The organism is Fictibacillus sp. BK138, assembly GCF_004216955.1.
Classification (GTDB): domain Bacteria; phylum Bacillota; class Bacilli; order Bacillales; family Fictibacillaceae; genus Fictibacillus.
The window spans coordinates 2,819,989-2,843,048 of sequence record NZ_SGXL01000001.1; the positions used below are offsets into that span (position 1 = coordinate 2,819,989).

Sequence of the window (23,060 nt, forward strand, 5' to 3'; positions counted from 1 at the left end):
CATCACGATATGTGATGCTGGCTTAGTTCCATTCAGTTGAAATCTTTGAAATCGTTGTTTTGTATTCTTGTATAATTCGTTCAATCAATTGCTTAGCCGATTGCTTCTTGCTTAACGCAGATGCCTGTCCTGCCCACATAGAGATCAACTCTTTGTTTCCTTGCCTTGCCGCTTCTTTTCTGATGTCTGATGTTAATACATGCTGGATCGGATAAGGCGGCAAGTCAGTTGCGCTCTCTAAACTCAACATCATTTCGTTCTTAAATCCTCTCGCGCTTTTTCCAGAGAACGCTTGGGTTATTTTTGTATCGGTATCCTTGCTTGATAAGATGGCTGACTGGTGGATTCCGCTCGCACCGCTTTCTTGAACGGTTAGAAAAGCTGTTCCTAGCTGTACCGCTGATGCTCCTAGCGAGAATGCTGCGGCCATCCCTCTGCCGTCCATAATCCCTCCGGCTACGATTACAGGGCATTGAACAGCATCAACGATTTGGGGAACCAATGCCATCGTGCCGATCAGTGCTTCATCTTCAGCATCCAAGAAAGTCCCTCTATGACCACCCGCTTCACTCCCCTGTGCTACGATCATATCAACACCGAGTGAATCTAGTTCCTTCGCTTCTTTTACAGTTGTTGCTGTGGCGATCACCGTAATTCCGCTATCATGCAATTTTTCTATTAAACTAGCAGAAGGCTTGTTGAACGTAAAGCTAACTATTTTCACTCCCGCTTCAATCACCACGGCAAGCTGTCGTTCAAAAAGATCCTGGATATCCGGGACAGAACTGACTTCCGGAATGCCGAGCTGTATCCGGAACTTATTTAAATACTTCTGCATGCCTAAGATCTGCTCTTCGTTTTTTTCATAGACTTGTGGAAGAAAGAGATTAACGGCAAAAGGTTCTTTCGTTAGTTTCATAATTTGCGAGAGTACATTTCGTATATCTTCTGGTGACATATACCCCGCTCCTAGCGTTCCAAGAGCCCCTGCGTTGCTGACTGTGGCTACAAGCTCCTTAGTTGTCGGCCCGCCTGCCATTCCTGCCTGGATAATAGGGTATTTGATGTTCAGTCTTTTACAGATCATACAGCATTCACCCTCCACATGGTTTTTTAACATCATATCAAAAAGAGCTTTAGTCTGTTTTGACCAAAGCTCAAGATCTATTACACGGCAATCTTTCAATCTATTTATGCTTTTACCAATTTGTACATAAGTACATCATCTACGTATTCATTTTCATTAAACTTAAATTCGTTCACTTTGCGTCCTTCTTCAACAAAACCAAGCTTTTTATAGAGTTCGATCGCTCTTGTGTTCGTCGAGAACGTACCTAATGAAACTTTTTCTATGATCGGATGCTCTTCTGCCCAACGCAGCAATTCGTGGATCAACAGCTTGCCAATCCCTTTATTCCTGCAGTCTTTTTGAAGCATGATCGCAAACGAACCTGTATGATGCATTCTTTTGCGCTCTTGTGATTTGAATACGATCCATCCGACCACTTTGCCTTCTATTTCTGTCACGAACATGGTTTCCCTTTCGTGTTCAATAATCTTCTGAATCCATTCTTGATGCTCTTCCGTCGTTTTGTTAAATTCCTCGGATACCGCAATAAAATAATCTTTTTCTCCAACGACTTCACGCTGAATCGATAAGACAGCTTCAGCATCTTCTACTCGTACAGGACGAATATGTGTTTTTTGGTCAGACATCATTAACCCCCCTATCGTAAATTCCACCCAATAGTAAATAATATCCTTTTTTCATTTAAACCACTAGTATTTTTGTTGGGATAGATTAGAACGCAACGGGGAAGTACTGGCAGTCTTTTTCAGGCGGATATTTTTTTGAGTAAAACTATTTTTGTTCGGTTAAGAAGAAAAATTGTTCGGTGACGCCACTTTTTTGTTCGGTCAAGCTTGATTATTGTACGGTCAACCGCCATTTTTGTCCGGTCCCAACCTCAATCGTCATTCACTTCCACACCAAACACTTCAATTAAGGTGACTGCCTGTTCAGGTGAGATGATGGCACCGCGCAGATCATCTTCCTTTACATGTATGAATGAAAATTGGCATCTGCTCAGGTCTACATTTTTTAATGATGTGTCTGAAAACTGCACCTCTTGAATCGTTGAAGTACCAAGTTGTAAATTGTCCAGCTTGGACTCGATGAAAGTTGCTTCTTTTAACAAGCAATTATCAAACCGAACATCTCTAAGTTCAGTAAGACTAAACAAGGAATACGGAGCAGGGCAGTCGATAAATTGAACATCACGCAGAACTGCTTCATCAAAATCCGCACCTACCAGTTTACATTCAATAAATTCCACACGGTTGAACCGTGCACCCGTTAACTTTACGTTCGACAGATCGCATTTTTCAAAGACAACATCATTCCATGCCGAAAATGGTAACTGGGAATCTCCCAAGTTGACACCTTTTATAAGAACTTCATTAAATTGCACATGCTTTGCATCAAGTGTTCCAACGGATGATTCAACCATCCCCATTTCGAATGAATCACTATCCCCCAGCCCGTTTATCTCTAATCTTTCCAAGTGTTCGGGCAGGTCTGGCTTGTTGATTGATCTTATTTTCTTTTTCAATTCACTCACCTCATTTCACGGTTTTCTCTTTTCGTCTGTTTCGACACAACATGCATATTCCCTCTAACTAGACTGCAGACTTATACTATAAAAGTTCGGTTTCGTTCCATTCCCGATTATCTACTAGGCATATCTAACTGCTTTTTCCTGATAAATAGTTCGTTCCTTAGTAACTAGGTTGAGATTTTACAAGTCTGTAAAATGAAGTTAATGAAATAATTGTAAAATAAAAGCAGTTTAAAGCTTAGAAAGAAAATAAAATAATGGAGGCGTTGATGATGAAAAGAAGGCATGGAAACAAGAAGTTTCTTTCTCTTTTTTCTGTAGTCATTGCTTTAGCGATCAGTACACTAGCATTCATTCCTACTCTTCAGGCGGCCGGTGATGGTTCCTGGACAAGTCCGTACTCTGTTTCTCAAGCCCTATCCAATCAAAACAACAGCATCAAAACGGTGCAAGGGTATGTTGTCGGGCAGCCTACTGCTACCAATACGGTTGTGACGAGCAACTATCCGAACGACTATGCGCTCGCACTCGCGGACAATGCTTCTGAAACAAACACGGCCAATATGGTGTATGTCCAAATCCCTTCATCGTTCCGTTCAGAATTCGGCTTACAATCAAATCCAACCTTAAAAGGGCAATCGATTAAAGTAACCGGAAACTTAACCGCTTATTTCTCACACCCTGGCTTAAAGAACGCAACTGCGATGGAAAAAGCATCAGGCTCTGATCCTGGAGATCCAGGTGACCCAGGGGATCCGACTGATCCGCCAGCGTATGACGATTCTTATTATGATTCAGCCAGAGGGAAAACGGGTGCAGCTTTAAAAACCGCTCTGCACAACATCATCGACGATCACACGGAGCTTTCTTATTCTGAAGTTTGGGAAGCGTTAAAAGAAACAGACGAAGATCCCAACAACAGCAGCAACGTAATTCTGTTATATACGGGACGTTCTCAAAGTAAAACAACGAACGGCGGCAACGTGAACGACTGGAACCGTGAACACGTTTGGGCAAAATCTCACGGTGATTTCGGTACGACGATGGGACCGGGTACAGACATTCACCACCTTCGTCCGACTGATGTAACAGTAAACAGTTCAAGAGGCAACCTTGATTTTGATAATGGAGGTACGCAACACTCTGAAGCACTTGGTAACTATTATGACAGTGATTCTTGGGAACCGAGGGATGCGGTAAAAGGCGACGTTGCACGCATGCTGTTCTACATGGCTGTCCGTTATGAAGGCGACAGCGGTGAGCCTCAGCTAGAGCTAAACAACAACGTGAATAACGGAACGGCTCCATACCACGGTAAAATGTCGGTGCTGCTGCAGTGGCATTTAGAAGATCCGGTTGATAACTGGGAACGCAACCGCAATAACATCATCTATAACGATTATCAGCACAACCGAAATCCTTTCATCGACCATCCAGAATGGGCTGAAGAAATCTGGTAAACGAATATTAAAACACTTTGGCTAAAAAATCTAACGGGTTTACTTGTGAGGCGCAAACAGATAAAAAACGTATAAAATCTCATATAAAATCACACAAGTTTATATGAGTGAATCACAGTATAATTCTCAAGCAAAAGGACCGACTTTAAATTAGAGTCGGTCCTTTTAAGTTTTAAGTAATGTCTTATTCAATTAAAGCCCCCGTTAGTGGAATAAGCTTATTATTAGTTGTTTAATCACTCACCAGTTTGTCCATTTTTCTCAGGAGAGCGTAAAAATGCTTATACTATACGAGAATAGTAAGCTATATCAGCAACTCTGCCGTGTAAATGCGATTCAGGCAACACCGCTACCAAAGTAAATCCAAGTTTTTCAATTAACTTTTTTGACGGTATATTTTTATTATCTATAGTAGCAAATAGGCGTTTGAGGTTTAATGTGCTTTTACTATGCTCAATGATCGCGGAAACCGCTTCATACGCAAAACCGCTTCCCCAATACTCCCTCATGAAGCGATAACCAATTTCGCCAAGATAACCTTCTGCAATTTCTGGAATCATTACATCACCGATGAATTCATCCGTATCTTTTAATGCGACCGTCCATTTTGTTTCAGTACGATTCCTAACCATTTCTAACATTGAGTGTTCATCACGAGGGGGATTAATTCCAAGAAATTCTCTTACTTCATCATTGTTTAACATTTTAATCATATTGGGAATGTCTTTTTCTGCTCTCGGACGTAAAACCAATCGTTCTGTTTGAATTTTCGGTGCTTCTTTTTTTGCCATGATTTATTCCAGCCTTTCGTAACCGTTAAACAAATCCAAGCTTTTTTTGTTATTTTTAGATTAAACTTTTAGTAAGCCGCGGAAGCCTCTTGCTGCATAGTAGGAATCAGCTCCATTGTGGTATACGAAGACATGCCCGAAACGATAATCGCAGAAAAGAGCCCCGCCTAGTTTTCTAATATCTGGAGGGGTTTGTACCCAACTGGACGTTTTCTTATCAAAGTTTCCAAGTTTCTGCAATGCCCGATATTGGTCTTCCGTTAAAAGTTCAATGCCCATTTCAGCTGCCATATCAAGTGCGCTATTCTCTGGTTTATGTTTTTTTCTCGCTTCGAGTGCTTCACGGTCGTAACAAAGACTTCTGCGGCCTTTGGGACTTTCGGCTGAACAGTCACAAAAAACGTATTCGTCCGTCTTTTCATCGTAATCAATAACGTCCGGTTCCCCTTCAGTCCTTTCCATTTCATTGAGCGACCACAGCTTTTCTGTATCAGCTTCAAGCTTTGCTTGTACTTTGTCCCACTCCAGATCTTTATGACGGTCCATGTTTTTCTCAAAACGGGTACTCAATGTTTCCAGTAATTCTTCACGCTGTTCGAGTGATAATTCCTTTTTACCGGTAGTCGCTGTCATATTTGTTCCTCCTTATTGTTTAATTACGATTTAAGAACCCAACTGCGATGTCTTTAAAAAGATCAGCTTCTTCGTAGTGAGGTGTGTGACCGCTATTTTCGAAGATATATACTTCCCCATCGATGGCATCTTCCCTAAAGATTTCGAAGTGTTTATCACAGGTTGCCGCATCGTACTTTCCAACAGCCAGCAGCATAGGGTTCGTTACCTCTTTAATCTTCGGAAGCAGAGACTTGAAAATCTCCCCTTCTTCTCTTAATAAGTTATAGTGTATTTCTGACCGATCATAGAATTCATCCCACTCTTTTTCCGAGTAGAACGAGTAGTAATCCGTGGGATTGTTATGATTATGTCTATAGATCTCCATTCTGTTTTCTCCGAGTTCATCACTTAGTTCCATATACTTTTCTGTTAGTTCACGAATGGATAGATCACTTTCTGCAAGAATTAACCCTTTTAAGTGCAATTCAGGTTTCCCGTGTTTTTTTAATAACCTGGCTGTTTTTCTTATCAAACTTCTCGAAGTTAGTTCAAAATCGAAGGTAGGACCCTCAAAGATCACCTTGTCTATGGATTCAGGATATTTTGAAACGTACAGAAGAGAAAGGAATCCACCAAAAGAATGTCCAATCACTGACCATTTTTCAATATTAAGTGACTCTCTCAGCGCTTCGCAATCTTCTACAAGATCGTTTAATCCAAATTCTTCGTTCTCATGGATAATCTCCGACCGGCAAACGCCTCTTTGATCAATAGCTATTAATCTAACATGTTCTCCCAATCTCTTAGATTGATGATACGAAAAATCGTGACAGCTTTCTCCTGGACCACCGTGAAGATACAGAACAGGTGGTTTATCCAACGAGCCGATGCATTCTACATAAAGTTTTTTACCTCTGATCTCAATTAGTTCTCCACTCATTGTTATCCCCCTTTTCTAACCATTTCCAATTATACAGAAAACCCCTTCTGTTTGGAAAAAGAAGGGGTATGAACCTTAACATCTATCAAACTACATAAACACTTCAAAGTAGAAAAGACATATTCCGCACGCAGCCCATGAAACCATGGCAAATACGGTGACGATCATATTTTCAGACCAGCCATGTTTTATGCCGTAATGGTAATGTAATGGCGTAAAGCTGAACAGTTTCTTCTTCGTTCGTTTAAAATAAGCGACTTGAATGATGACAGATAGCTGTTCGGCAAGATAGATGATAAACAGGATCGGGATCAGAATTTCTACGTTTTCAATGATTGCGAGAAATGATAACGTCCCTCCTAATGCTAACGAACCTGTATCCCCCATAAACGCTTTTGCCGGATATAGATTATAGATCAAGAAACCAAGAATGGTCGCGATCATAACTAAACAAAAGACCTTCACTTCCATATTCTCCGTGATCACAAAGAAAAAGAAGTATGTCGGGATCGCTACCATGCCCAGAAGCCCGTCCATGCCGTCAGTAAAATTGATCGCGTTGGCGGTACCTACGATAAATAGCGTGATAATCACAAGATACGGAATGTACGGCAATACGATGTGGAAGGATTCCGTCACCCTGATGCTCGTATCAATGTTGAAAAGATCGATGCCAATGTATAAGAGCAATATCGTAAATCCAAATTGAAAGATAAGCTTTGTTCTCCCCGACACGCCGCCAGGATCTTGTTTTGATGCTTTCCAAAAGTCATCAAGAAAACCGATAAAACTAAATAATATAAATGTACCTACCAAAAAGAGCATGCTGGGACTTGTGTAATAAAACAAAGCGACTATGATTCCTACGAAGAACACACTCCCCGCCATGAGGGGTGTTCCTTTCTTCTCTTGATGATCTGCTGGGAGTTCTACTCTAATTGGCTGTGTTAATTTTAATTTCTTTAAAGTGAATATCAATACAGGTGCTATAAGAACCGTTAATAAAAACGTAATAAATGCAGGGGTTAGCTGTAGAAGCACGATAATCTCCTTTCAAGTTTGCCATTTATATAGAATTCGATAAAAGGCAAAATGTTCCTTCAAAATAAAAAAGGGTCTGTCCCGGGACAGACCCCAAACAATTCTGACAATTCTATAGGTCCTTGTGCTATGGGTCTTCTGAGTGATGGACAGCCCTTTTCTGGATTGATACTGTAATAAAGTGTAAGAATTTTCAGAATAAGGAGATGTACATATGAAAGGAAAACGCGTATTAGTTTGTACCATGCTAAGTACAGCCATGCTTTTATCCAGTATGACCCCTGCCATTTTTGCCGAAGATTCTTCAATCAACAATCAAATAAAACCAGGAGATTGGAACCGGCCTGTTCAGCCTTCTGCTGTCCTTCACCCGGGAACACCTGAAAGCGCTTCACTCAAAAAAGAGCCGCTTCAAAAAATCGATTCTTTAATCGAGAGTGAGATGGAGAAACGGACAATGCCTGGTGCGGTAGTTCTCGTTGCACGCAGCGGCAGTATCGCAAAGCATGATGCTTATGGTTATTCTGCTCGCTATACCGATGATCAGTTTACTGAAATGGAAAACCCTGTAGAGATGAAAAAGGATACGATCTTTGACATCGCGTCCATCTCCAAGCTTTTTACTACAACTGCTGCTATGCAGCTTTACGAACAAGGAAAATTTGAGCTGGATGACCCCGTCGGGAAGTACATTCCAGAGTTTAACGAGAACGGCAAAGAATCCGTAACGATTCGGCAGATCATGACGCATACCTCTGGTTTCAGAGCGTGGATCCCGCTTTACAACATGGGAACGAATCGTGAAGACAGACTGCAGATCGCTTTAAGATACCAGCTGAAAAATCAGCCCGGCACTACTTATACATACAGTGACCTGAACCTAATCACACTTGGTGTTTTAGTTGAAAGACTGTCTGGTCAAAGGCTTGATGAGTTTGTAAAAGAAAACATCACTGAGCCGCTCGGGATGAAAGATACGATGTACAATCCACCTGCTGAGCTTCGTGACCGCGTGGCTGCTACCGAGTATCAGCCGAACATCGGCCGCGGTATGGTTTGGGGCAGTGTTCATGACGAAAACGCATGGAGTCTTGACGGTGTAGCCGGACATGCTGGAGTTTTCTCAACCGCGAAAGACCTCGCAGTTTTTGGCCACATGATCTTACAAAAAGGAAAGTATGGTTCGACTCAAATTCTAAAGCCAGAAACCGTTCGCTTATTAACTGAAAACCAGCTTCCTCAGTTCCCTAGCAACTCACACGGACTCGGCTGGGAGCTGAATCAAGGCTGGTACATGGATTCTTTAGCAAATGAAGAGACTCTCGGTCATACGGGATATACAGGTACATCTATGGTCGTATCGCCGAAAAATCAGATGATCGTTTTAACGTTGACGAATCGTGTACATCCCTCACGTGCTACCGTTTCGATGAATCCGATCAGACGCCAGGTTGCACAATACGCTGGTGATTCGATTTCCGTGGCTATGGGACAAAAGGATAAAGCTTGGTTTGCGGGATACGGCGACAAACTTGCAAAGCATTTAACTTTTAAACTTGAAGAGGGTCAGAATACACTTCACTTCCAAAACTGGTTCAGCATCGAAAACGGCAGTGACAAAGGATTACTTCAAGTTTCTGAAGACGGTGAAACGTGGACGAACTTACCTGACGTTTATACAGGTAAGGATGAAAAATGGTCGCACGAAAAAGTGGACCTTCCTGATGGAACACAATTCGTTCGCTTCCTCTATCAGACGGATGGCTCTGTAAACGGCAGAGGCTGGTATGTCGATGATGTGTATGCTACTGATTCGGAAGGAAATAAAGAGAGATTGGAACTAACCAATAGCCAGTGGGAACAGCGCAGCTGGTAATAAGCATGAAGCAGTCCTGCTCTTTGTAGCAGGACTGCTTATTTTTTTGAAGGAATATGACAATTATTACCGAAATATGCAAAAAGAAATTATTAGGAGGAACAACAATGACTAAATCTTTAATTCATGAGATGCATTACTTTAGGATACCTGTCCTGGACCTTCAAGAGTCCATTACTTGGTACACAGAATGTTTAGGATTTCAATTAAGGCACAGTGATGGAAAACTTGCTGTTATAGAGCTGAATTCCGGTCCATTACTGATTTTAGTACAAGGAGATCCGGATTCCAGGGGGCATTTCACCATAAACGGGCAAGCTGAATTTTCTATAGGATTTACAACTTCAAATATTAATGAGCTTCATACATATTTAATAGATCAAAATGTAAAAGTGGATGAGATGCAAGAAGACAGCGGGCACAGCTATTTTCACTTCTTTGATCCTAGCGGAAACAAACTCCAAGTACACAATTAATTCAAAAAGCAGTCACACCATAACGGTGGACTGCTCAATTCTCTTTACTCTAATCAGTTTCATTCCGTTATAATCCTCTCCGGCCTCGTATACACGTTCATCGAGTCTCCACGGATGAACCCGACCGTCGTAATTCCGAGCTCTTCCGCTGACTGCAGGGCAAATTCCGTCGGCGCTGACTTGGACAGCACGATCTCGCATCCGATCTTCGCTACCTTCAACAAGATCTCTGATGAAATCCTGCCGCTGAATACGAGGATCTTGTCCCCTATAAAAATATCATTCTTTAAGCAGTATCCATAGATTTTATCAAGTGCATTGTGTCGCCCGATATCCATCCGGCTCAGCACGATTCCGTTCATATCACACAGTGCTGCGTTATGCACTCCGCCTGTCTCTTTAAAAATGCCAGCGGTTCCCTGCATCTCTTCCATCAAACGGAAACAGTCCTCAGGGGTCACCCTTACCCGGATGTCATTCATAGATTTTGCCGTAAGCGCATCGTTCGCAAAGACAAACCCTTGTCTGCTCATCCCGCAGCACGAGGTTATGTATCTTTTATTCTGCAGGTTTTGATAAACCGGGTTCAGCTTTTCCGTCGTCACATGAACATAGCTTCCATCCTCTTGCACCCAGATGTTTTTAATATCTTTATAGTTTCGTATAATGCCTTCTGAGGCGAGATAGCCAACAACCATGTCTTCTATGTACTCCGGACTGCAGACCATCGTCACGAATTCTTCCCCGTTGATTTTGATCGTGACTGGGAGTTCGGTTACGATAGTGTCTTCCACTTGAAACGCTTTACCCTTTTTAAATTGAAGAACTTCGCGTTTTGTTACAACTGGTTTCATGAGCGCCCCCTTAAGCGATGGGTTTATCGAAAACAAATACAGATACGGCCATGTCTTCATCTACTTTAAAATCTGAGAACAGATATACAAACTTTGCACCTGTCACATCTTCTAATCCTTCTGGTGGAGCTGTTGCATAAATATCCTGGATGAGGCGAGTTCTGGCCGCATGCACCATCTCTTTACCTTCAGACGTTCTCGCGATAAACTTCTCAGTCGGAGTCAAGTTGCCATACATGGTTGAGATCGCCATGTTTTCAACAAAGACTGTATGTATTTTTTCCGGCCCTTTTCCTAATAGATTCTTTCGCAGCTTTCGGATAATATCATTGAAGTCGTGTACCTTTTTAGACATTTGTACCATCACCACTGTTTCTCCATTTTTTACTAATCATACATGATGTACTTACTTTTCGCACGTGAAAAAATTTAGCGAGCTTTGAAGATTCATTGTTCTTTTTCTATGAAAACGCTATAATAAGAGGAGAAAAGTTGGATGCAGGAATAATGTTTTGTTCTTCTTCCCTCTTACCGAATTACATAATATGTTGGATTGGCTCAATAGTAAGCCCTGCTATTAAACTATTCCACCATGATACACATTTTCTGCGCTCCATAGAATCTGTGCTTTCGTGGTGGATTTTTTTGTACTTTCATATTTGAAAGGAAGGTCACAAATGGAAAAAATGATTCAGATCAAGATCGACGGGAAGGCGTACGAAGCACCAACCGGAACGTCCATCCTAGATATCATCAACAAAAATGAACTGCCTCATCCACAAATTTGCTACACGCCGCAAGTGGATCCGATCGAGACGTGTGACACATGTATCGTTGAGGTAGATGGCAAACTGATGCGTTCTTGCTCGACGATGGCACTGGACGGCATGAGCATTGAGCGTTCTTCTTCTCGAGCGAAGGATGCACAAAATCAGGCGATGGACCGACTACTTGAAAATCACCTTCTCTATTGCACAGTCTGTGATAACAACAACGGGAATTGCAAACTTCACAACACGGCAGAACTGATGGAAATCGAACATCAGTCTATTCCCTACTCGCCAAAAGAAGAAACCGTGGATATCGATATGTCTCACCCCTTCTACCGTTATGACGCGAACCAGTGCATCACGTGCGGACAGTGCGTTGAAGTATGTCAGAACCTTCAGGTGAACGAGACACTTTCGATCGATTGGGAGCGTGAACGTCCTCGTGTTATTTGGGATGCGGGTTCTAGTATCGACGAATCTTCATGTGTCAGCTGCGGACAGTGTGTAACGGTTTGTCCGTGCAACGCGCTCATGGAAAAATCGATGCTCGGTGAAGCTGGTTTTATGACTGGATTGAAAGAAGATCTTCTTGAGCCTATGGTCGAGCTTGTAAAAGAAGTAGAGCCTGGCTACAGCGGTATTTTTGCCGTATCTGAAGTGGAAGCCGCCATGCGGGAGACGCGTACGAAAAAGACAAAAACCGTTTGTACGTTCTGTGGTGTCGGCTGTTCGTTCGAAGTGTGGACGAAAGGCAGAAAGATTTTAAAAGTGGAACCGAGTGAGGGTCCAGTAAACGCAATCTCTACATGTGTAAAGGGAAAATTCGGCTGGGATTTCGTGAACTCTGAGGAACGCCTGACTACTCCTCTTATCCGTAAAGGCGGGGAGTTTGTAGAATCAACTTGGGATGAAGCACTATCCTTGATCGCAAGCAAGATGAGTCAGATCAAACAAGATTACGGAAGCAACGCTCTAGGGTTCGTCTCTTCATCTAAAATTACGAATGAAGAAAACTATTTGATGCAGAAACTTGCCCGCCAAGTTTTCGGTACGAACAACGTGGATAACTGCTCGCGTTATTGCCAGTCCCCTGCAACAGACGGTCTTTTCCGAACAGTCGGCATGGGTGGCGACGCCGGTACGATCCAAGATATCGCTGAAGCTGGGCTCGTTATCGTTGTTGGTGCGAATCCGACAGAAGGTCATCCTGTACTTGCGACTCGCGTAAAACGCGCACACAAGCTTCACGGTCAAAAACTGATCGTCGCCGACCTTCGTAAACATGAACTTGCTGAGCGATCGGACATCTTTATTAGTCCGAAACAAGGAACCGACCAGGTATGGCTGATGGCCGTTACGAAGTATATCATCGATCAAGGCTGGCATGATCAGAAGTTTATTGATGAAAACGTTCATTTCCTTGATGAGTTTAAGGAAGTATTAGAGAAATACACTCTTGAATATGCAGAAGAGATCACTGGATTGACACAAGAGACTTTAATCAATGTGGCGAAAATGATCCGTGACGCCGATGGCACATGTGTCCTTTGGGGCATGGGTGTTACGCAGAACACAGGTGGAAGTGATACATCAGCTGCCATTTCGAACCTCCTTTTAGCAACTGGAAACTATCGACGTCCTGGTGCTGGAGCTTACCCGCTTCGCGGACACAACAACGTTCAAGGTGCGTGTGACATGGGTACCCTTCCTGCATGGCTGCCAGGTTACCAACACATTACCGATGATGTTGCCCGCGCGAAATTTGAAAAAGCGTATGGCGTTTCGATCGACGCTAAACCAGGAAAAGACAACATCCAGATGGTTGAAGGCATTGGAAAAGGCGAGATCAAAGCGATGTACTTGATCGGTGAAGACATGGCGTTAGTGGATTCCAACTCGAACCACGTTCATGACATGTTATCTCAACTTGATTTCTTCGTCGTTCAAGATATTTTCCTAACGAAGACCGCTCAATATGCGGACGTGATTTTACCAGCGGCACCTTCTTTAGAAAAAGAAGGAACGTTCACGAATACGGAACGCCGTGTTCAGCGATTGTATCAAGCGCTTCCGACAACAGGAGGTTCACGACCGGACTGGGAGATCATCCAGGCGATCGCCATTCGTATGGGAGCTGACTGGAACTACTCACACCCGAGCGAAATTTTTGCAGAGATGGCGTCATTAGCACCGTTGTTTGGTGAAGCGAGCTATGACGTTCTTGAGGGCTGGGGCAGTTTCCTTTGGGGAGATTTCAGCGGCAAGAGCACACCGCTTCTTTACACAGAAGGCTTTAACTTCCCGGATAAAAAGGCGCGCTTTGCACTTTCTGACTGGATGCTGCCAGCCGAGTTCCCTGAAGAGTTCGATCTGCATATCAACAACGGACGTATGCTGGAGCACTTCCATGAAGGTAACCTGACGAACAAATCGCAAGGAATTCAGCACAAAGTTCCAGATGTTTTTGTTGAAGTGTCTCCGAGTCTTGCCGAGGAACGCGGTTTGATTGATGGTTCAGTCGTCCGGCTTATTTCTCCTTTTGGAGCCGTGAAACTGAATGCACTTGTTACCGATCGTGTTAAAAACAACGAGCTGTACCTGCCGATGAACTCGGTGGATAAGGACTCGGCCATCAACTTCCTTACCGGCCCAGCCGTTGACCATCGAACACGTACGCCTGCCTACAAGCAGACTAAAGTAAGAATGGAGATCATCAGCCGTGAAGGCGAAGTGAAGCTGCCTGGCAACAACCCAAGAAACAAGAAACGTTATCCGCAAAACGGCGTGGAAGTAGAAAGAAAATGGAACCGTCCTGGCTATGTCCATCTGACGGATGAAGTGTAGGAGGGCTGATTCAATATGGCACAACCGATTACAGCTGTTAAGAAAAATGTAAAAACAGAAGAACAGATCCAGCAGGAAAAACTCGCCGAACTTCAAAGAGCATTAGCGGAAAAAGATGCAGCCTTAACAAAGGCGCTCGATTTTATTGGAGAGCTCGATAAGATTGGCGCGTTGGAAGCGGCAAACGCCATGCTTGAAGCAAAAGACAAAATCGCCAGCATTGCACTCGGGCAGGTTTCCCGCGAACCGGTCACGAACATGATTAACAACTTGATGGGTGCGGCTGGCGTCCTTACAAAGATGGATCCCGAAGCAACTGCGAAACTCCTCGACAGCGTCGTTTCTGGTTTGAAGCAAGGCGAAATGTTTGTGGAAAGTGAGCAAAAGATCGGAGCTTTCGATCTAGTTAAGTCTTTGAAAGACCCGGATATTAACCGTGCGATCGGCTTCGGTCTTCACTTTTTAAAAGGCATGGGGCAGGAATTGAAGAAATAAGGTAAGGTGACGCTTATAATTGGCGTCACCTTTTATTTTATATTATTTATTCATTATTTCGATCGATACCTCTATAGGTATCAGTTCAGGGAATCCCACGTTAAGTAGATAAAATCCCACGTTAAATGAATTTATTCTAACGTTAATCGAATTAATCCCACGTTATTTTAAAAATAACCACGAGTCGACACACTGCGACAAAAATTACTGCTCTTCAACCCACCTTTATTTCACTCTCTTCAAGATTAAACATCTTAAGTACGAGTATTATCTGCATCCTTATAATAATCAATAGTTGTTTTCCAAGCTTTAGAATCCGTAATCTCTGAAATTTTTTCAACTATGGCTATAACGGCCTTTTCAATTCCTTCACACGTATCCACTTCGATATCATAAACTTCGCCCTGCTGATGCACATAGTTCAGCTGTGATGTTGCCTGTCCAACCGGCCGGTCGCCTCTTTCTTTCTCTCTTTTTTCTAGTTCATTAATTGCGCAATGAACACCAACAAAAAATACAGGATAATCATGCAAAATTTCATAGCAATCCTTCGTGGTATCTTTGTTATGTAAAATTTGATCAACGACGAGATTAACGCCTTGATCAGAGAACATCGCCATGTTGCGATGAAAAAAATGTTCGGTTGGAACACGAATTAAATGACCGCTGTTCCGATCCTCCATCTTCTCAATAATGGTGTCAAAATCATCAATACTGAAGTGAAAATAATCCGGCAGCCTCTTCAACAATTCTTTTGCTAAGGTAGATTTCCCGGAGCTGGATACCCCGTTTAATAGGATGATCTTTCCTTTATTCATCTCGTTTACCCCATTTGAATCCTTCTATTTTGATCACTTTATTGCTGGTTTTTAAATGCTCGTTTAATTTTTTTATTTCCTCTGTCTGATTTAATATATTGTTGTTAACTTTTCTGATCGCATCGTAAATGGCAAACAATGCTGTAAAAATCAATATTAAAAGTAAGAAGTCCACATCATTACCCGCTTTCATTTAGTCTCAGCTATTATATTTTTCCGGCAGAAGCTCCTTCACATTACATTTTACAATCTGCCCTTGATACGGCAAAATCACCATCGTATCCTGTCCATAGTCACTGATCAATTCACGGCACATTCCACATGGTGCGACGACCCAGCATTTTTCTATATCCTCGTGCGGGTGAGGATGTGCAACAGCTACAATCGTTTCGATATCATGATCGCCTTCAGATATGGATTTCCCTAGCGCTATCGCTTCACCGCAAACGGCAATTCTGCCTACGTTTGCCTCTAAGTGAACACCCGCATGAATTCTACCTGATTTTGTGCGGACTGCCGCTCCAATGTGATGCTTACCGTATATGTAATTTTTTTCGATGACTTGTTCAGCTGCACGAATGAGCTCGTGATCTCTTTCTTCCAAATCTATTACTCTCAGCATTTTATCTCTCCTGTTCATAGGAAGAGGTGAGCTATAACGCCCACCTTCATTTCCCACATTTTGTTAAATTATGTGATGACCCTTAATTTTTATGTGATATTGCGACTTTTTTATGTGATTGACCGCAGAATTTATGTGATGAGCCGCTAAAATTATGCGATCAGACGAAAAAATGATGGGAGATTAAGATTCATATTGAAATTCTTCTCTTAATAACCCCATCACGATGGTGTCATAGTACTTTCCATCGATAAAAGTATCTTCTCTCAGACGTCCTTCGACCACAAAACCGCATTTTTCATAGGAACGGACTGCACGCGTGTTTCCGCTCCACGTATCCAGTTGAATTCTTCTTAAATTCATCGTCTTAAACAGATAGTTGATTAAAGCTTTAAGGGCATCTGTTCCATAGCCCTTGCCCCACAGCTCTTTTTCTCCAATCCCAAGACCGACTACGCACCGTCTTGAAACAATATCAAGATTCCGATACCCGATCGAACCAATATGCCTGGCATCTTCTCCAAGTGTATAAATCGAGAATTCTCCTACTTCCCGTTTATCGATGTTCCTAATATCTTTCTCATAGCTTGCTTCTAGTTGTTCGAGCGGTACATGACTATACCGATATAGACCCGAACCCGCATCAAATCGTGCCGTTTCTTCGTCATTGCGCCAATGGTACGATCGCTTATGATCTTCTAATGATACCGGTCGCAACTCTACTTTTTTCCCTGTAATCATGGGGGTGATCCCTTCTTTCCGTTTGTATTCTATTAAACTTCTTTTGATAAAATCCAGTTACGTGTACCAAAGGCATCACCCCTCTCACTCTCAATCTTTTATTTTAAAAACGGTCTGATCTTTGGAAAAATTTTTACCGCCGTATTGTAAAAGACATCCTCATGATGCTCTTCTGGTATGATCTCTTTTACAAAATCGATGTACGGCTGGATTGGCACGAGCGGCCAGTCTGTTCCGAACAAAAACTTTTCATAGTTATCTGTAAAAGTCAGTGCATGCTTCAGGTGGTTAAAGAACCGCGGTGAATCTTTGTATCTATTAATATCTTCTCTCGTTCCGACGACCAGTCCGGAAAGGTCCGCATACATGTTGCGATTCTTGTAAACAACCTCTGCTCCGTCCAGTGTCCAAGGATCACCGAAATGAGCCATCATAAAATTTACATCGCGGTGCATCACCGCTACTTCATCCAGTGTTAACGGATGTGAATACTTCAGCAATCCACGCTCTGAATACGTGTCCCCCGTGTGAAAAACAACCGGCAGATTGAATTTCGCAGCAAGCTTATACACCGGCTGGTAAACTTCATCATACGCATAGAATGGATAATAGCCTAAGTAGATTTTCAATCCGACTACTTCCGGCTTTTGCACCGTTTCTTCAAGATCTGCTAGTTCCTTTTCACCTAAATGATGCGGATTGATGCCTGCACAGTACACAACATTTTCAGGAATTCTCTCTTCTAGATCGATTCCCATCGGTGTAGCCGTCAAGGGGTCCGGAAACCCCTCAACTTCTTTCTCAGTCAATCCCATCGCAATTCCAAGCACTACGTTCGCTTCTTCATACTCTTTTATAATTCCGTCATAGGAATAGTCCAGTTTGGACAGGTTGATTGCCGTGTGTTTGAAGCTTTCAATGTTTGAATAATGCATGTGTGCGTCGATGATTTTCATGGATTCTCTCCTTTGTCGATGTTAGCAAAAACGGATCTTCTTTAAATCTTCTAAAGCGGTGTCTGGAACTACCTTGTTGTTGAACAGATAGAACACAGGCGCTGTAAAATGATTAGAGCCATGTGCTAAGTGAAGTTTCTCAGCATACCCTAGCTCAATCACTTCTTTGTTGATATAAGAATCCACAAATGTGGCGTTTTTATTAGCTACAATCTGAAGCAGATTCTCATGATCATCACTGCCGAATACAACGCTTCGGTCAACGGTCATCTCCTGTTCTCCTTTTCCCCCATAAACCATCGCCCATTCACCTGATTCACTCTGGAAACTCGCCCAGTTCTTTGTAAGTTCTGGTCCTGGATTTAAGAAGCATCCGGTATAGAAATTCTTGCCCTGCAGATAACTTCCCATCGTTTGAACAATTTCTGTAGTGTGGCCAAGAACGGGAACCCCCGGCAGCATTAAGAAATACTTATGGATCTCAAGCCCCCTAAAAGTTTCATGCTTTTCGTATCTTGTGGATATCTTCAAGCCCTTCCACAGGTTTCCTTTGCTGTCCTCTTTCTCAGCAAACGCCACGGTACTTTCCTCTTTCAAAAGAGAGTTCAGACTCGTGCCTTCAACAAGACCAGCGATTCCTCCAAACCATGGATTCCACCACGATTTTGGAGCAGGCTTAGGAAATGGTGAGTCCATCCATTCCTGACCTTTATACGTTAGAGAAAACAAACTCGGTGCAAATTGGCCAGAAGCTGAAATCTTCATTTCACCATTTTCTGCAGACAAAACTTCTAAATCACTCTTCATGCTTTTCTCGAAAAGAACCGGTGTTTCCTTCGTGACAAAAGCCGCAGTTTGACGCGTAATATCGACTGAATCCAAACTCATTTTGGATGTTAGTACATGAACCGCTTCATCAGCAGCTAGCGGAATATTAAACGATGCACTCGTCATTTCCTCATCTGAAGCGAACAAGTGGCTTTGCAGAATTTCATCATCCCTCTTCATTTCAATCATGCCGTTAAAGAACGCTGATTTATAATCTTTAACCGATGCCTTTACTTCAGTCCCGCTCACAAACGGGTTCCCATCATTTACGGAAAAAGTCATATGGTTCGTAAGGCTCGCAGCAGGCATGTTGCTCTTTTGCACCGCGTACTCGCGGAAAGACTGCCAGTCATGGAACGCACCGATTGAAAACACAACCGGTTTTGTCTGTACCGTTTGATGTGGAGTCAATTTTCCTAAGTTATGTTCAAGATACATAAACCATGATGAAAAATGAATGCTTTCATCTTTTGACCATGCGATCCCTCGAGGATTGTTCTGTCCTCTTAAGAAGATCCAGTTTTCAGAAAGGTTCTGGCTTTTCCAATAATCCAGAAAAGATCCCATCGAATCGTTAAGTTCCACGATTTCTCCCTCATACGGTATTACCGCTCGCTCTAAAAGACGGCTAAAAATCGGATTGTTCAGCCAAACTTCTTCCGTTGTTTCCGTGTCTTCTGTATTCGTGACCTCGTAATGCTGCTCAACCAAACCTTCACTGTACAATTTCACAATGGAAGCAAGCTCAAGACCTGGAAAAGCATTTGAACGATAAACAGCTTTCATCCCAGCGTATCCATCTTCCAAAATCGGCTCCACCCGCAGAGGACGAATACGTGACAGTTCCTCTGAGAATGGTTTGCCGAGCTTCGGACACATCAATGCCAGTTTATAGTCTTTACTTCCTTTACCAGGCTTGATCCAGTTGTTGAACTTCTCATGAATTAAATGATATTGACTGTTGTACACGTGATAATAATCATCACATTCACCAGCAAATTTCGTACCGATTCCTTTGAAGGCAGTTCCTATTTTTTTGGAGAAAACAACAGAGCTGCAATCCTTTTTCGCAGCTGTAATCTCAAGGTCAGCTGAATAGAATCCATGGTTCATCAATGTAAAATTCACAGGTACAGATTGTTTTGTTTTCGGTGCTAACGTAATAGAGAATTTGCGGTTTTCCATATTGATTAATTCTGACTCAGGAAGCTCAAAGGAAAACACAGCGTCTTCATTAAAATTGTTTTCTAGATCCATATAAAAAGTTGATGAATTTCCTGTAAACGTCAATGCATCAGAAAGTTTGCAGCTCAAATTTAATGGGAACTTAGGTCTGATTCCGACTTTAAATAATGCTTTTTTCCCGTTGATTGTCAGCATGGCGGATACAGTTGGATGTGTCCGCCAAACGCTCTGTTCTTCATCGATCGGATTTACTGTAAAAGGCACTTCAATGATGTCTTCACCTTTTACTGTTGTTTCCTTAGAGACCAGAAACTCGATATTTTTGTCGTTCATCCCTTCGATCGCTACCGTTAATGGTTTACCCGACTTATTGATAACACGATATTGGATTTTATATTCTGAACCAAATACAAGATTGAAGTCCTCAACTGCAGCAGAGATCAGATAGTCGTCCGTTTCGATTAAACGGAGTCCCCTGCCAAAACGTTCAAACTCCATTCTTAATTTCTCTTGGTTCTTCGTTTCCCAGGAGTACTCATAATAATGGAAGTCATTTTCCTTATTTCCATCAGGTACTACTTCAATCTTACGGGTGCTGCTTTCATACCAGTTCACTTTATTGAAAAAATCTGCGATTGCCTCGGTCTGCATAACCGACGGCATGAAGTTCATGAGGTGTGTTGTATCATCACGATCTTCCCAAAAGAATCCGCATTTTTTATAAAGCGGAACAGCTTTTGTATTACCTGGCCATGTGTAAAGGTCGAGACGCGGCCACTTCATTTCAATCGCTCTCTCAAGCGCTTTTAAGACAAGCTTCTTCCCGATCTTTTTTCCATGGTAATCTCCACTTACGTTTAAAAGCGGAATATAAAGCGCTCCTTCATCTTCACGGTACTCCCCAAGGCTGCAATAACCGACGACCTTATCGCCATCAAGAGCCAAATATAGATGTAAGTTTGTTGAGTTCGCTTCTTGTTTTAAGACTTGTTCTTCTGTTCTGATCGTGTTGCCACCGCCCCAGCCGTCACGACTGTTGTTCCACATTTCAGCGACTCTTCCTGCATAGCTCGGATCATATTCTACGATTGTAATTTGATCGATTACTGATTGTTTTATTACTTCCATCCTTGTTGCCTCCAGTCGTTTTTTAATCTAGTGTTCTAGCGATTCCACCTTTTATCACGCGATTTTCTGAACTGTATCATCGTCAGCACTCCTTTTTGTTAGTTAAGGCTGTTTTCGTTTCTCTGCTGCTCTTGAAAGTAGTTGATTTCCGTTACAGGATGCTCGCTTTCCGCGGGGTGTGCGGTGAGCCTCCTCTGCGCTTTGCGCCGTTAGGAGTCTCATATTCGGAAGGAGTTGGTGTGCTCCTGCGTCTAAAAGTAAATCCTGACGAAGTGTATTCCTCGTCGCATGCCTTGCAAGAAGTAGACTCAGGTAGTTGGCACACTAATCCCGCAGGAGTCTCGCACCCTCCACTCTAATCAACTTACCTATGGAGTCAATCTCAAAAATTCCATAATAGACAACACTATAGAAAACAGCCAAAATAAAAAAGGCCATCAGAATGCTGATGACCTTTTGTGTGCACTAAAAAAATGCACAAAAAGGCCCCAGAATGCATACACATCCCGGGGCTCCGATTCACGTAATTAAAATTAAACGGATTCCATAAAGAAGGTTGTGTATTGGACGTTACATTTAATTGTTTTCATTGCTTCAAAATTAAATTGAATCATGTCCAACGCCTCCTTCATTTGAAATATTTTCCTTACCTTAGATATTGTAATTCACATGGGTAAAAAAGTAAATAAATTTTTCAGAAATTTTTAAATTATTTGCTATTATCTAAAAAATGGAGTGAATTGATTTTCCTTTCTATAACGGTTCATAGACAGTTCGGTTTGACTCATAGGGCACTCCTTTTGGCTTATAGAAATCCGTTTGGTTCATAGAGCTTTTATTTTGACTCATAGATTCCTAAATATGACTCATTGAGGATCTAGTTAAGTTCATAGACCTTATGTTTCGGCTCATAGACCATACTAAAGGCTTTTAGAAAGTTAAAAAGCCAACAAGGTTAAACAGCAAAAGTATCTGCCGCCGGTCACCTTATTGACTCCTTATAAAATAATTTAGTTTTTAACCGCCAAATGAATACGCGGGGCTTCCTTTTACATCTGTCTCTATTTTAAAGAGACCTCCTGTGAGCGGATATTTCTCCAGCTCCTCTTTCGTCATATTTTTTCTTGCAGTCGTGATATAGAGTGTCTTCAAATCAGCACCACCAAACGTGCATGATGTTACATTCAAAGCTGGAACTGATATCGAACTTAATTGTTCGCCAGTCTCAGGATTCCAGCGTGAGACTTGTGCTCCAGCCCAATGCGCAATCCAAAGCATTCCCTCATCATCAATCGTCATTCCATCGGGATATCCGTGTCCTTCTTTAAACTCGATGACAGCAACCGGATTTTCTATTGCTCCGGTTTCCCCATCATAATCAAATCGCGTTACTTTCTTTGTAGGTGTATCGATTAAGTACATGAATTTATGATCTGGCGACCAAGCGAGACCATTGGATATCGTAAGGTTTCCTACTTTCTTTTCCACACTAAAATCCTGATATAAACAGTAAAGCGATCCCTTTCCTTGCTCTTCGCTCAAGCTCAGTGTCCCTGCCCAGAACCGACCGTACGGATCACACTTCCCATCATTAAATCGGTTCTCTGGCAGCTGACTTTCGGGATCAACAATCTCAGTTAACTGTTCGGTGTCTAGGTCCAAGAAATAAAAACCTTTTTCCATAGCAACAGTAATTCCGCCAGACTTCCGAGGAACCACGGTCCCTACTAGCTGATCCACATCAATCTCTCTATTTTCATTCGCCTCCGGATCGTATACATTCACGGTTTTACCTAAAATATTCACCCAGTACAATACGCCTTTTTGCGAGTCCCAGCATGGCCCTTCGCCTAAATCGGCTTTCGCTGGCAATACTAATTCTGCTTCATCTTTCACTACTAAACCCTCCTGTTTGCAGTTCGTTACGCCTATCCACTTCATTCCCTATATTCGCTATAAATATGATTATGATTATATCATTTCTAAATCAGAAAATAGTTAT

The 23,060-nt window shown here is 42.4% G+C and carries 21 protein-coding genes; 5 read left to right on the forward strand and 16 right to left on the reverse strand.

The window, feature by feature from the left end; all coding sequences use genetic code 11:
• Positions 1 to 22: 22 nt before the first annotated feature.
• The 3 genes from EV282_RS14235 to EV282_RS14245 form a co-directional block, all read right to left on the reverse strand.
• Positions 23 to 1,087 (reverse strand): NAD(P)H-dependent flavin oxidoreductase, encoded by a 1,065-nt coding sequence (locus EV282_RS14235; protein ID WP_130296428.1) that lies wholly within the window; start codon positions 1,085 to 1,087, stop codon positions 23 to 25.
• 104 nt (positions 1,088 to 1,191) lie between these two features.
• On the reverse strand, positions 1,192 to 1,719 hold the full coding sequence (locus tag EV282_RS14240; protein ID WP_130296429.1) for a GNAT family N-acetyltransferase: 528 nt from the start codon (positions 1,717 to 1,719) through the stop codon (positions 1,192 to 1,194).
• Positions 1,720 to 1,967: 248 nt separating this feature from the next.
• Positions 1,968 to 2,612 (reverse strand): pentapeptide repeat-containing protein, encoded by a 645-nt coding sequence (locus tag EV282_RS14245; RefSeq protein ID WP_130296430.1) that lies wholly within the window; start codon positions 2,610 to 2,612, stop codon positions 1,968 to 1,970.
• Positions 2,613 to 2,890: 278 nt separating this feature from the next.
• On the opposite strand from EV282_RS14245, the gene EV282_RS14250 reads away from it, so the two are divergent.
• Positions 2,891 to 4,078 carry an endonuclease gene (locus EV282_RS14250; RefSeq protein WP_425590195.1) on the forward strand — a complete coding sequence of 396 codons (1,188 nt, stop codon included), beginning with the start codon at positions 2,891 to 2,893 and terminating at the stop codon, positions 4,076 to 4,078.
• Between the two features lie 281 nt (positions 4,079 to 4,359).
• Here EV282_RS14250 and EV282_RS14255 read toward each other — a convergent pair whose 3' ends face one another.
• The 4 genes from EV282_RS14255 to mraY all read right to left on the reverse strand — a co-directional run bounded on the left by EV282_RS14255 (position 4,360) and on the right by mraY (position 7,465).
• Positions 4,360 to 4,869 carry a GNAT family N-acetyltransferase gene (locus tag EV282_RS14255; protein WP_130296432.1) on the reverse strand — a complete coding sequence of 170 codons (510 nt, stop codon included), beginning with the start codon at positions 4,867 to 4,869 and terminating at the stop codon, positions 4,360 to 4,362.
• Between the two features lie 60 nt (positions 4,870 to 4,929).
• Positions 4,930 to 5,502: a DUF4256 domain-containing protein gene (locus EV282_RS14260; RefSeq protein ID WP_130296433.1), complete on the reverse strand. Its 573-nt coding sequence runs from the start codon at positions 5,500 to 5,502 to the stop codon at positions 4,930 to 4,932.
• A gap of 19 nt (positions 5,503 to 5,521) precedes the next feature.
• On the reverse strand, positions 5,522 to 6,424 hold the full coding sequence (locus EV282_RS14265; RefSeq protein WP_130296434.1) for an alpha/beta hydrolase: 903 nt from the start codon (positions 6,422 to 6,424) through the stop codon (positions 5,522 to 5,524).
• A gap of 90 nt (positions 6,425 to 6,514) precedes the next feature.
• A complete protein-coding gene (mraY, locus tag EV282_RS14270; protein ID WP_130296435.1) occupies positions 6,515 to 7,465 on the reverse strand; it encodes a phospho-N-acetylmuramoyl-pentapeptide-transferase in 951 nt (316 codons plus the stop codon).
• Between the two features lie 214 nt (positions 7,466 to 7,679).
• On the opposite strand from mraY, the gene EV282_RS14275 reads away from it, so the two are divergent.
• Together EV282_RS14275 and EV282_RS14280 are read left to right on the forward strand one after the other, a co-directional pair.
• On the forward strand, positions 7,680 to 9,341 hold the full coding sequence (locus EV282_RS14275; RefSeq protein ID WP_130296436.1) for a serine hydrolase domain-containing protein: 1,662 nt from the start codon (positions 7,680 to 7,682) through the stop codon (positions 9,339 to 9,341).
• 107 nt (positions 9,342 to 9,448) lie between these two features.
• On the forward strand, positions 9,449 to 9,817 hold the full coding sequence (locus EV282_RS14280; RefSeq protein WP_130296437.1) for a VOC family protein: 369 nt from the start codon (positions 9,449 to 9,451) through the stop codon (positions 9,815 to 9,817).
• Between the two features lie 59 nt (positions 9,818 to 9,876).
• Here EV282_RS14280 and fdhD read toward each other — a convergent pair whose 3' ends face one another.
• Entirely contained in the window at positions 9,877 to 10,671 is a 795-nt protein-coding gene (fdhD, locus tag EV282_RS14285) for a formate dehydrogenase accessory sulfurtransferase FdhD (protein ID WP_130296438.1), read from the reverse strand.
• 10 nt (positions 10,672 to 10,681) lie between these two features.
• A complete protein-coding gene (locus EV282_RS14290; RefSeq protein WP_077363750.1) occupies positions 10,682 to 11,026 on the reverse strand; it encodes a DUF2294 domain-containing protein in 345 nt (114 codons plus the stop codon).
• Positions 11,027 to 11,357: 331 nt separating this feature from the next.
• Between EV282_RS14290 and fdhF the strand changes: the two genes are divergently transcribed.
• Positions 11,358 to 14,285, forward strand: a complete 2,928-nt coding sequence (fdhF, locus tag EV282_RS14295; protein ID WP_130297008.1) for a formate dehydrogenase subunit alpha — start codon at positions 11,358 to 11,360, stop codon at positions 14,283 to 14,285.
• Positions 14,286 to 14,300: 15 nt separating this feature from the next.
• Complete coding sequence (locus EV282_RS14300; RefSeq protein ID WP_130296439.1) at positions 14,301 to 14,780, forward strand: DUF1641 domain-containing protein; 480 nt, start codon at positions 14,301 to 14,303, stop codon at positions 14,778 to 14,780.
• 254 nt (positions 14,781 to 15,034) lie between these two features.
• Here the strand turns inward: EV282_RS14300 and EV282_RS14305 are convergent, their stop codons facing one another.
• The 7 genes from EV282_RS14305 to EV282_RS14335 all read right to left on the reverse strand — a co-directional run bounded on the left by EV282_RS14305 (position 15,035) and on the right by EV282_RS14335 (position 22,954).
• On the reverse strand, positions 15,035 to 15,598 hold the full coding sequence (locus EV282_RS14305; protein WP_130296440.1) for a chloramphenicol phosphotransferase CPT family protein: 564 nt from the start codon (positions 15,596 to 15,598) through the stop codon (positions 15,035 to 15,037).
• Positions 15,591 to 15,773: a hypothetical protein gene (locus EV282_RS14310; RefSeq protein WP_226536725.1), complete on the reverse strand. Its 183-nt coding sequence runs from the start codon at positions 15,771 to 15,773 to the stop codon at positions 15,591 to 15,593. The genes EV282_RS14305 and EV282_RS14310 overlap by 8 nt, the downstream gene beginning before the upstream one ends.
• 24 nt (positions 15,774 to 15,797) lie before the next feature.
• Positions 15,798 to 16,220, reverse strand: a complete 423-nt coding sequence (locus tag EV282_RS14315) for a cytidine deaminase (RefSeq protein ID WP_130296442.1) — start codon at positions 16,218 to 16,220, stop codon at positions 15,798 to 15,800.
• 183 nt (positions 16,221 to 16,403) lie between these two features.
• Complete coding sequence (locus EV282_RS14320; protein WP_130296443.1) at positions 16,404 to 16,961, reverse strand: GNAT family N-acetyltransferase; 558 nt, start codon at positions 16,959 to 16,961, stop codon at positions 16,404 to 16,406.
• 98 nt (positions 16,962 to 17,059) lie between these two features.
• Positions 17,060 to 17,917 (reverse strand): amidohydrolase family protein, encoded by an 858-nt coding sequence (locus EV282_RS14325; RefSeq protein WP_130296444.1) that lies wholly within the window; start codon positions 17,915 to 17,917, stop codon positions 17,060 to 17,062.
• A 21-nt stretch (positions 17,918 to 17,938) separates the two neighbouring features.
• Positions 17,939 to 21,058 carry a GNAT family N-acetyltransferase gene (locus tag EV282_RS14330; protein WP_130296445.1) on the reverse strand — a complete coding sequence of 1,040 codons (3,120 nt, stop codon included), beginning with the start codon at positions 21,056 to 21,058 and terminating at the stop codon, positions 17,939 to 17,941.
• Positions 21,059 to 22,075: 1,017 nt separating this feature from the next.
• Positions 22,076 to 22,954, reverse strand: a complete 879-nt coding sequence (locus EV282_RS14335) for an SMP-30/gluconolactonase/LRE family protein (RefSeq protein ID WP_242611883.1) — start codon at positions 22,952 to 22,954, stop codon at positions 22,076 to 22,078.
• Positions 22,955 to 23,060 lie beyond the last annotated feature (106 nt).